Source organism: Pseudomonas sp. Hp2, from assembly GCF_006386585.1.
GTDB lineage: Bacteria > Pseudomonadota > Gammaproteobacteria > Xanthomonadales > Xanthomonadaceae > Pseudomonas_S > Pseudomonas_S boreopolis.
In genome coordinates this window covers 125,184-135,655 of record NZ_VAHJ01000009.1, presented here as the reverse complement: position 1 = coordinate 135,655, position 10,472 = coordinate 125,184, and the positions used below count along the sequence as shown (strand labels likewise).

Annotated in this window: 6 protein-coding genes; 2 read left to right on the top strand and 4 right to left on the bottom strand. The window is 64.2% G+C overall.

Annotation, left to right across the window (positions count from 1 at the left end; translation table 11 throughout):
* Both FD678_RS19660 and FD678_RS19655 read left to right on the top strand, forming a co-directional pair.
* A partial coding sequence (locus tag FD678_RS19660) for a DUF2345 domain-containing protein (protein ID WP_140727934.1) occupies window positions 1-809 on the top strand: 809 nt, incomplete at its 5' end.
* Between the two features lie 63 nt (window positions 810-872).
* Complete coding sequence (locus tag FD678_RS19655) at window positions 873-3,899, top strand: DNA repair protein (protein ID WP_140727933.1); 3,027 nt, start codon at window positions 873-875, stop codon at window positions 3,897-3,899.
* 60 nt (window positions 3,900-3,959) lie between these two features.
* Here the strand turns inward: FD678_RS19655 and FD678_RS19650 are convergent, their stop codons facing one another.
* The 4 genes from FD678_RS19650 to FD678_RS19635 form a co-directional block, all read right to left on the bottom strand.
* The gene (locus tag FD678_RS19650; RefSeq protein WP_218569879.1) at window positions 3,960-4,829 is read right to left on the bottom strand and encodes a formylglycine-generating enzyme family protein; all 870 of its coding nucleotides are present in this window, start codon (window positions 4,827-4,829) and stop codon (window positions 3,960-3,962) included.
* Window positions 4,830-5,226: 397 nt separating this feature from the next.
* Window positions 5,227-6,015 carry a hypothetical protein gene (locus tag FD678_RS19645; protein WP_140727932.1) on the bottom strand — a complete coding sequence of 263 codons (789 nt, stop codon included), beginning with the start codon at window positions 6,013-6,015 and terminating at the stop codon, window positions 5,227-5,229.
* Window positions 6,012-7,670: a LysM peptidoglycan-binding domain-containing protein gene (locus tag FD678_RS19640; RefSeq protein WP_140727931.1), complete on the bottom strand. Its 1,659-nt coding sequence runs from the start codon at window positions 7,668-7,670 to the stop codon at window positions 6,012-6,014. The genes FD678_RS19645 and FD678_RS19640 overlap by 4 nt, the downstream gene beginning before the upstream one ends.
* Window positions 7,667-10,465, bottom strand: a complete 2,799-nt coding sequence (locus FD678_RS19635) for a type VI secretion system Vgr family protein (RefSeq protein WP_140727930.1) — start codon at window positions 10,463-10,465, stop codon at window positions 7,667-7,669. The genes FD678_RS19640 and FD678_RS19635 overlap by 4 nt, the downstream gene beginning before the upstream one ends.
* Window positions 10,466-10,472 lie beyond the last annotated feature (7 nt).

Below are 10,472 nucleotides of genomic sequence, written 5' to 3'. Positions count from 1 at the left end.
CGACGCTGACGAGCGTGTCGACGACGGTGCCGGGCACGGCCTACGGCGAGGCCGAAGGGGCGGCGCACGAGCGCAGCGCCAGCCCCGGGGCGGACCGGGTGCCGCACACGGGCGATCCGCTGCTGGGGCTGGCGGCCCCGGCCGGGATCGGGCTGGTGGCGGGCCAGGCGCTGCACTGGAGCGCGGGGGAGACGCTGACGTTGGCGAGCGGGCGAGGCAGCGAGGTGGCGGTGGCCGGCGATGCGCGGCTGCATGCGGGCCAGGCGATCGGGGTGCTGGCGGCGGCGGTGGAAGGCGGCAACACGCAGGGCCACACCCTGAGCGTGGTCAGCGGCGAGGGCGAGCTGGAGTTGCAGGCGCAGAACGACGAGGTGCGTCTGCAGGCGCGGCAGGGGCTGAAGGTCGTCAGCGCGAACGCGGCGGTGGAACTGGCGGCGGGCAAGCGGGTGCGGCTGGCGACGGCGGGCGGGGCGAGCGTGACGATCGAGGGCGGGAACATCAGCATCGCCTGTCCGGGCAAGATCACCGTGCATGCCGCCAAGAAGTCGTTCCTGGGACCGGCGCAGCAGGACTATCCGCTGCCGACGCCGGGCACTGCCCCGTACAAGCTCAAGTACGTCCTGCGCGATCATCAAGGCAAGCCCATGCAGAACGCGGCATACGCCTTGGTCATGGGAGATGGTACGACCCGCTCCGGCAGGACCAATGGAGCGGGAGAGACCGAGGAGGTCGTGACCTCCGGACCAGAAGCCATCGACCTGTTCGTACAGGACGGGGGCCATGAAGGTTATTACCTGTCAGAAAAGTAACAGCGGATCCGCAGCTGGACCGAGCTGTCCCCGAAAACTACCGTGTGGTGAGGAAGCGGCCTGATGTCTTCCGGAAAGTTCCAACTCTATCGCAAGGATGCGGCGGGCAACGATGTGCCTTGCAGCGGCATTACCTACCGGATCATGAGCGTCATGGACGGTACTCTTGCCACGTTCGGGATCACGGACGAGAACGGGTATACCGCAACCGTCGTTGCTCGGGCGCAACAGCAGCAGGCCGGCGCAGGTACGCCGATGCCTGCGGCAGCGATGGGAGGGCAGGGATATCGGCCTGCGCCGCTCCTGCCATTGCACAGCAACCGCTATGTTCTCCAGGTCAGGGATTCGATCACCGGGAAGTGGATCGAACCCGTGCTGCATCCGGAAACACGCAACGCGCAGCTTGATCTACCCGTCAGCAGCCGAACCGATAACCTGCCGGCCGCCTGGGCGCTGATGCAGGGCGCGACGGTCAAGCCATTGCGCCTCAAGCCATACCACCAGTTCGAGTTCATGATGCAGCAGTCGCGCAAGCGGCTGCCGAATGCGCCGTACGTGGCCTACACCTACGACAAGGACGGCAGGAAGGTCGCGGCCGTGGACATCGACGGCAAGCCGATCAAGGGCAATACCAACCGTTCTGGGCAGACGCCGCGGATCTATTGCGAGCAGAAGGCATGGTTCGTGTTCAATCTGCCCGGTACCCAGGCAGAGTTCATGAGCAAGGCCGTCGAACCCGTCGTATCGGGGGCGGCCGTGCAGTTGCAGCAGGTCACTGCCAAGGGCCAAGTCGCCGTGAGCGCGCCTGGCAAGGGAAAGGTGGCCGATGTATCGGGCAAGGTCAGCGCGCCCGTCATCCTCAACGCAGAGGATGAGGAGCTGCTGTTGCTCACCCCCGATGTTTGGAAGGAGTTCGAAGCCGTCAGCGGTTACATCGAGAACACGATGGCGGGCGTGCATCGTGCACGCCAGAACCTGAGCGACGCGTTGCAGGCGCGCAGTGCCGAAGCGATCCGGCAAGCGGAGAAGGACCTCGGGCTCGCCGAAGACAAGGTCGCAAAACTGCTGAACAAGGACTTCGCCAAGAAGGCGGATTTGGTGGAAGTAGTGACCTTCGAGAGCTACGACAAGGGCGCGCATTCCGGCAAGGTGGGGGCTGATCGCGTCGGGATGCGGCGGCGATACATTCCCCGCAAGAAGTATGAGCAGTACAAGAGTCGTCGCCTGAAGGGAATACCGACCAAGCTCGAGATGAGCGTTTCGGCCAAGGTCAAGGACGGAGCCGCCTCGGCCAAGTACGAGGGCAAGGGCGAGCGCTCTGACCGCAAGACTTTCGACGCGAAGAAGTTCAGGGAATCATTGTCGAAACTCAAGGTGCAGGCCAAGGGAAGCACGCAGACCGATCCATGGGTCTGGGACATGATCGATATCGGCGGCAACGAGTTCGCCGAAACGGTCAAGAAGTCCGATAGCTACTCGGTCGACAAGGCCGCCCAGTGGATGCGCTGCGTGGCGGGTGCGGGCGCGAGCGCGGAAGCCAACTGGGATCCCAAGAAAGGTACGGTCAGCGCTCAGGCTTCGGCGAACGCGCAGGCCAAGTTGGTGCTGTTCGAAGGCAAGTGGATTCACACCTGGTCCATTCCTTCGGCCAAGGGTTGGCAGATGAACTATGGCGGCATCGACTTGGGCGCCATCGTGTTCCAGCTGGCATGCGAGCTGTACGGCTTCGTTGGAGCCAAGGCATCGCTTACCGGTGCGGTGGGCATCTCCATCCAGGGCGGCAAGGCGAAAATCGTGCCACAGGCGCGCGACCGCACGGACAGCCTGGCTGCCAACTACGACGAGAGAAGGGGCCTGCCCAGGGCCGACATGGGAGATCCGCCGCCACCGGGTGGTGCGAAATCTTCCAGGATCGTGCCGGCTGCCCTGAACGAGGCTCCGCCCAAGGACATCAATGGCATGAGCCTCACCGCCGAGGCGTTCGCCGGCGCGGAAGGCGGTATCACCCCCTCCGGTGAACTGCAGTGGCTACCGCCACAGCAGACCAAGCCGGTGAGCTTCGCGAAGTTGAGCCTGGATGTGGCGGTCAGCGCGGGCGCCGGCGCCAGTGCCCAGCTTTATATTTATTACGCCCGTGGCAAGTTCCGCATCAAGGCCAGCGCGCGCCTGTGTTGGGGCGTCGGTGCGAAGGGCGCGGTGGATTTCGTGGTGGACGCGGAAGGCATGGCCCAGTTCGTGCAATGGGTCTATTACCAGTTGGCGCATGCGGGCTTCAAGGTGCTGGTTTACTTTGCGAGAGATGCGTTCGCGGCTTTCTCCCAACTTCTGTTCCTGGCCATCTCCAAGAACACGAAGATCGGACAGGAGCTTGAAGCCACGATCAATGCCATTCAAATGGCCCTCGAAGGCGTGATGCGCAGCCTTGAAAAAGCAGAAAATCGTTACAAGCTGGTGCGGAGCATCAACAGCAATCCGGTGTGGCTGGTCTACGCCACTCCGGAAACGCGTGGCATGTTGCTTTACGCCCTGACCCGGCATGACTGGGCCACACATTCGAATGACCTGCCTGAGGTCCAGCAGAAGGGCTGGGACACGCAGGTGCATTACCTCAACGAGCACAAGCAGGCGATCCTGAAGATCGTCAAGGGCGTCAAGCTGCGCCAAGAGTGGACGAACATGTTCCAGCACATGTCCATCGACGGCTCGAAATTGGCTGACGATAGCAAGGCGGAGGGCGATGTTCTCCGCTTCCTCAATTACGGGCTGTCATTGGCCGAGAATCTGAAGGGCAAGGTCTTCAATCCCATCAACAAGGACCCGACCGTGCAGCCGGAGGACGTGGGCAACAGCTATCTGGAGGATTACCTGAAGCACCGTGCGTCGTTGCTGGGGCAGTTCCCCAAGGGCTACGAAGTCGCGCAGTTGGATCGGCTGGATGGCCCCGACCTGCTCAGGCTGGATGGGCAGGAGTCGCCCATGTTTGCTGTGATCGATCCGCAATACCTGTGGCTCGACCGCGATGCCGCGGCCACGCTGCTGGCGCAGGAACATGGCCGTGATCCCGAGGGCGAAGGCAGCGCTCTCGCCTGATGATTGGCATGACGCACGAATTCCCACACCGGCCCGCAGAAGCCGTATTTCGTGGTGAGTTCACTTGCCTTCGGCTACGCAGCGGAAGGTATTCGAGAAGTTCTGGTTGTAGTCGTACTCCTCGCCCCCGATCCCGGCCAGTTTCTTCGCAGGAGGGGAGGGGGCCATGCTGAAACGAGTGAACGTCATGGAGACCATCGCCAACGAATCGCCACCCTCGCTGGAATTTCCACGCTGCACCTTTTCGGCCCCGCTCTTGGGGCCGAGCGGGTCGCGTAGATCCTTCGGGTCATAGGCGGGGGCGTACCAGTCGCGGGCCCACTCGAAGCCATGATCGATCATGTCGTACAAGCCCAGCGGCGTGGGTGGGTACTGGCCGATAGGAGTGGGGCCTGCGATGTAGCCGTGCTGGCTCCTGAAGCTTCGGATCTGGTCGAATGAGCCGACGTTACGGCCATCCTCTATCTCGCCGGTGTCGGTCGGCCAGACCACCTTCTGTCCGCGATTGCGAGCGGCGAATTCCCATTGTGCTTCCGTAGGCAGGTCCATCTTCCGGCCGATCTCCTGGCCTATCCAGCGGCAATACTTCTGGGCGCCGTACCAGTCCACTCCGGCTGGAATGCCGGGCAGATTGCGGTATTTCAGGTCGGCTTCGGCCTGAGCGATCCTGGGCTGGCCGGTAGCATCGGTGTAGACGTCGTAGTCGGCATAGGTGACCTTGTGGGCGGCAATGGCGTAGTCGCTCAAACTGACTTCGCGCAACACGTCGTCGTTGGTGTCGCCGCTATAGGGAAGCTCAGCCTTGGGGTCGATGGGGCCGAAGTCGCCCATGGTGAACGTACCTCCCTTCACGGGAATCAGCTCCTTGAGCGTCTTCTGCTTGAGCGCTTCCAAACGCGATGCGTTGTCCTTTGCTTCTTCGGTTTTCACACCATCATTGTTTCCGGTAGCGGCTTGGCAGGCGCCTAGGGAAAGCAATGCAGGTAGAAGAACGAGCGTGTGGAGACGGCGAGAGCACATGAGCATCCGAGTCCTGCAGGAACTGCCGCGGATGTTAGCAGAGACGATCATGCCGAGATGCGCGGCGCGATGAATCGGCGATCGTCCGCTTGGATGGTGTCATGGCTTCGTCGGAGTTCGGGTACGTTCTGATACCGGCGCCTGATTCCTGCTAGGCCGGTTCACAGATCATCGACGACTAGACAAGGCCACGCCGTATGTGGACGAGTGCCAGCGCAGGCCGGCAGGTGCGGCCACGATCTTGCCGGGCTCGCTGATCCTCCCCGACAGCAATCAATGCATGATGGCCGGTGGCAAAACCAGGGTTTCAAGGAGTGCGCAGGGCTTCCGGGAGACTGAACTCCACGGCCTTCGCATCGAACCGCACGGGGTAGGTCCTGTCCACCTGTTGCCCTTCCTTGACGCCGGTTTCGACGACTTCCATTCCGTCGAAGCCAGTGGCCGGGCGCAAGAGACGTTGAAGGCGAGTGCAGTTCGGATCGCCCGTTCTGCAATCGAGGTTCTTCCCATACTCCAGGGCGATCGTGAAGGTGGAAGCGAGTTCGTCTCCACGCCTCAGGTAAAGCGTGCCACTGCGTTGCGCCAAGCCTTGCCGGACATCGCCCGCTTCGAGCAGGAAGCCATGGTGTTGTCCGGCGATTCCAAACGAGAAGACCTCTACGTCGGTACCTTTGCCGGGCAGGCCAGTCGTGCTGGCAAGCAGGTCGCCATCGTCGGAAAGAACGTAAAGATCGACCTGGGCTTCTCCACCAGGCTCGCTGCCGCAAAGGGCCGCGAAGTTCTCCGTGCCATGGCGCTCGCTGGCGCACAGACGCATGCCGGAATCCGCCACATCAGGATCGCCTGAAGCCGATGCGGTCACGCCATCGTAGTTCGCCTCGATGAAGTCCAAGGCAGCCTGCGTGATCTTGCCCGCTTTCTGGTGGCCAGCTGGTGATGCCTCGCCTGAAGCGGGATGCGGCGACGAAGCGCTTGGCTGCCGGCTGTGGGATGCTTCTGGCCCGGCTTCGTTCGGGGCGGCGATGGCTTGCGGGCGACTGCACGCCACAAGGCACAACAGCGCGATGCAATAAAGCGGCCGATTGATCCTGATCATTTCTTTATGGAATCTGTAATGGACGTCAGTTCGCGGACCGTTGGAGCCTTCTTAGGGTCGCACATGTACTTGTCGAGCACGATGCGGTTGTTTTCGTAGCCGTTGAGCCAGGCACGGTGCCCATTGACATACGTGCCACCGGCCTTGTCGGCATATGTCTTGGCCGAGCTGCTTCCCACTTGCGTGACAAGCAGCGTCTTGGCACGCTCTTCGCTGATCGTGTTCTGGATGAAGCTCTTTGCATCGGCCAAGCCGAGGTGATGGCAGAGGTATACGATCTTGGCCCGTTCCCCGTCGTTGAGCTTGGACAAGTCGTAGCCGTCGTTCGTAAGTCCCTTGAGGTTCTGCATGCCATAGTCCACGGCGGCATCGATGGCGTGCTTTGCCTCGAACCGGAGATCTAGCAGGGCTTGCAAATTGCTGTCGCTGGCAGTGGCACGGCCAGTCAGGTAAGGCTTGCTCGAAAGCGTGCGAGCGAGAGTTCGCTTGGGTGCTGCGGTCACCAGCGTTCCATCGGACAGCTTGAAGGCGGGAACCTGGCGTTCTTCACCCTTCTTGTTCTTGACCGCCTTGGTAGTCAACCATCCTTTGCCCTTGGCGAACGTGTTGAGCTGGCTGCCTTCGGTCAGCGCCATGTCGATCCAGCTGCCGTCCAGGAACTGAGTCATGCCGCGTGCGCTGGACGCGGGCGAAGCCGATTTGGGATCCCATTCCCCGTAGTTCTTGCGCACCTTGCGCGTCTTGGGCTTGCCGGTCGCTTTGTCGATTACCGGGCTCTTCTTCTTGTCGAGAATGGGGACGTAGGTGACCTCGGTAATGGTCGCCGCCTCGGCATTCATGATCGCGGCGATGGCCTGCGGCATCATGCCGCTGCGCTTGCCAGCGGCGATGATGATGTCGCGGTACTTGAAATTGCGATCCAGCCTCAAGTTCTCGGGATTTGGACATTCCAAGGTGGCCTGAACCACCGGGTTGCCAGCCGACGTGCGGGTTTCGACGATCGCACCCGGGGTGTCCTTCGCCTGCGGGCCGGATGGCTGGGATTGTTGTTTTTTTGCCGCAGCCCCGGTGTTGGTGGCCGGTGCGGCAGGCGGGATCTTGGTCGCAGGGATGGGCCCTTGGTGCGCTTGCTGCTGGTGACCGATCTTGAGCTTCGGGCTGGTCAAGAGGATGTGCTGGCTGCCCGGCATGGGCAGAAACTTAGCGATTTCCTTTATGCCGCCAGTGACCTTCTCCACCTGCACCTTCACTGCATCCGTGAAGCTGGCCTGGATGTTGATCTCGGGAATTTGCCCCGCAGCGTCGGTAAGGTGGGTAAAAAGATTGCCGCCGGCCTCAACGATGACCTTCAGTCCTTCTATGGGCTTGCTGAGCACATCGAAGAACTGGAAGTGCAAGTTCGCATCATCGGTCTTATCCGGCGCAGGCGAGGCGCTTGCGGTTTTCACGGCTGTGCCTGTGCTCGCGCCTGGCTGGGAAGCCCGCTCTTGTACGGTGCTTGCCGATTTCAGCTTGAGCCGTTGCCCGACCCTAATGACATCGGGATTGCGGATGCCGTTGGTGCTCGCCAATATCCTGACATCGGTGCCATGCGCTTTGGCGATCTTGGATAAAGAGTCGCCTCGCTTGACGATGTAAAAGTCATCCTTGCTCATGCTTCTTCGTCCTCTGGATCGACCGCTTCCCAGTCGTACCAGTCATCGGAATCCAGCTGTTGGGGTAGGTCTTCGCCGGTCCAAAGCACGGACCAGCCGCCGCTGCCAACCAATGCCGAGTAGGCTCTTGGGCGTTTCTCATCCAACAGGCGTTGGGTTTCGCCTCCCGTCTGAGTCTGTAGTGCCTTTATCGCAGGTGTGCCGTCCTGCCTGTCTTCGATGGCGATTACATCGACTGCTTCGGCTGCCTTGCCTGTGACGGCCGAGAATGCCTGCCAACTCAGGCTGTAGGGCATAGGCTTGAGTAACGAATAAGGCAGCATCGCGAGCTCCGCTCCGTCTGCTTCTCCCCCCAGGAACGGATGCTGCGCCGCCTTCACCCTGAACTCCCCCGGGCAGGCGAAGGTGATATCGCCGCCTTGCAGCGTCACGCTGGTCTGCCCGGCCTGCAGCACGATCTTGTCCTGCGCGAGCACGACCACTTCCTCGTCGGTGGCGGTGACGGTGACGTTCTGGTCGGCGAGCAGCTCCAGGGTGCCGTCGTGGGCCTGCATGCTGACGGGGCCGGCGGCGGCGATGGCGCGGACCGGGCCGGCCTGGGCGAACAGGGCGGCGTGTTCGCCGGCGCTGGCGGCCAGGGCGGCGCCGGCGGCGGTGTGGAGATCCTGCTGGACGGTGAGGCTGAGCGTGGTGCCGGCGTAGCCGATCGCGCTGGCCGGCGTGACCAGGGCGACCTGCTCGGGCGACTCGGCCAGCACGCGGGCGTCGGCGAAGCGCTCGACCGGCGCGCTGCCGTCGCGCGATCCGCCGTTGGGCTTGGTGGCCGGCTGCCCGGCGACGCTGCCAGCGTACTTGCCCTGAGCCTGCGGGTCGATCGCCTCGCGCAGCTTGGCCAGGCGGTCGCGTTCGTCCAGGCCGGGGACTTGTTGCTGCTGCAGCGTGTCGTGCAGGGCGTCCTGGGTACGTTCGGCGCCCTTGAGCTGCGCCACGGCCTCCTGGCTGTCGAGCTGGGTCGAGGCCGCCCCGGTGCGGGCCGTGGCCGATAGCAGCAGGCCGCGGGCGGCATGCACGTTGCCCCAGCCGGCGCTGGCCAGCTCGAATCCCTGGCCGCGCAACGCACCGCGGGTACTGCCGGCGCCCTGGAGCAGGTAACCCAGTTCCAGTCGGCTGTCGGCCAGGTCGGTGTGCAGGCGGTTGCGCAGCTGGCCAGGCGTGTCGTCGATCAGCCATTGCTGCTGGCCGGAGCCGTCGTGGCCCTGGCTGCGCAGGCCGCTGAGGGTGCCAGGATGGTTGTCCTGGCTGTCCAGGCCGCCGCCGAAGGGAGGCGCCACTTCGCCGTTGTAGAGCTGGCCGGTGATGCGGGGTTGGTCGATGTCGCCATGGGCGAACTCCACCAGCACCTCGGCGCCGATGCGCGGCAGGAAATGGCTGCCCCAGTTGGGGCCGGCGACCCATTCGGCGACCGGGACCCAGGTGCCGCTGGTGGCGTCGCCCGGTGCGTGGCCGCCATGGGCGCTGGTCTCGGCCAGGCCACCGGGGTGGGGCTGGGCACCGCGCTGCCAGGGGAACTGCACCCGCACCTGATGCTCGCGGTTGGGCGTGACGACCGCGTCGGGGTGGCCGACCACGCGCGCGGTCTGCGGACCTGTCGCGGTGGGACGCGCGCGCGGCCAGGACCGCAGGGCGGTATCGGCCGGGGCGGCGGTGAACCGGTTGCGGTAGCTGCCCGGCTCCAGGCCCGGCAGGTCGAGCAGGGGATCGATGCCGGGGTCGAAGTTGTTGCGGGCCGCGTGCTCGATGGCGAGCACGACGAAACCCTCGTCGCCGTGCTGCGGGTGCTGGGACAACGCGAAGCGCATGCCGGAACCGAGCCGCCGCACGCTGCCGGCGCCCGGATGCAGGCGCTGGGGCAGCCGCAGCGCATCCAGACGCGCCTGCGCCTCGTCCTGCGCCCAGGCATCCTGGGCGAAGCGGCCGGCGCGCGGCACCGTATAGACCTCCAGGGCCGGCAGGCCCCCGCTTTCGGCGGCCTGCTGCGCATTGGCCGCGCGGAGCTGCTCGCTCTGCCAGCTGGCCACGGTCGCGGTCGATGGCACGGCGTTGCGTTGTTCGCCGAATGCGGTCACCGCATCGGTGGCTTCGGCGATGTCGGCGCGATGGAAGCGCAAGGTGCCGGCATCGGGCAGGTCGGCCTGCGGGTCGAACACCACCAGCGTGTGGGCGGCCTCGCCGTCCTGCGCGTGTTCGTAGCGCCAGGCCAGGCCGGCCTCGGCGAACAGGCGGGTCAGGAAGGCCCAGTCCGTTTCGCGGTACTGGGTGGTGATGGCGCGGACGGGCAGCGTCGCCTGCACGTCGAAGCGGAAGCTCGCTTCCGGGTAGTCGGCGAAGATGCGCTCGGCGATCGCGCGGACGTCCAGGTCCTGGAAGATCAGCGCGTTGCGGCGACGCTGCAGCAGCGCGGTCCACGGTTCGAACACGATGCGGTAGCGCACCAGGCCGCCGTCGCCGCCGAGTTGCGCGGCCGAGGTGACCAGGCCATGCCAGCGGCGCATCGCGCCATCGTCCTGGCGCAGCAGCAGCGAAGCCGTGCGTCCCAGCCAGGCGGCCAGGTCCAGGTCCTGGTCGGTGGACAGGCAATCCACCTGCAGCCGGAACGGCTCGCACACGGCCTCGCGGCCGGCGAAGCCTTCGACGACCCATCGTTCGTCCAGGCCTTCCAACTGCAGCAGGCGTGCCTGCTGCGAGGGCAGCGACAGGCCCGCCAGTTGTGTCAACGCATCGGTTCCGAAGTCCATATCGGCA

Bases quoted from the DNA above. Each gene is read 5' to 3' on its own strand.
- FD678_RS19655 (WP_140727933.1), top strand. From the start codon at position 873: ATGTCTTCCGGAAAGTTCCAACTCTATCGCAAGGATGCGGCGGGCAAC.
- FD678_RS19645 (WP_140727932.1), bottom strand. From the start codon at position 6,015: ATGATCAGGATCAATCGGCCGCTTTATTGCATCGCGCTGTTGTGCCTT.
- FD678_RS19640 (WP_140727931.1), bottom strand. From the start codon at position 7,670: ATGAGCAAGGATGACTTTTACATCGTCAAGCGAGGCGACTCTTTATCC.
- FD678_RS19635 (WP_140727930.1), bottom strand. From the start codon at position 10,465: ATGGACTTCGGAACCGATGCGTTGACACAACTGGCGGGCCTGTCGCTG.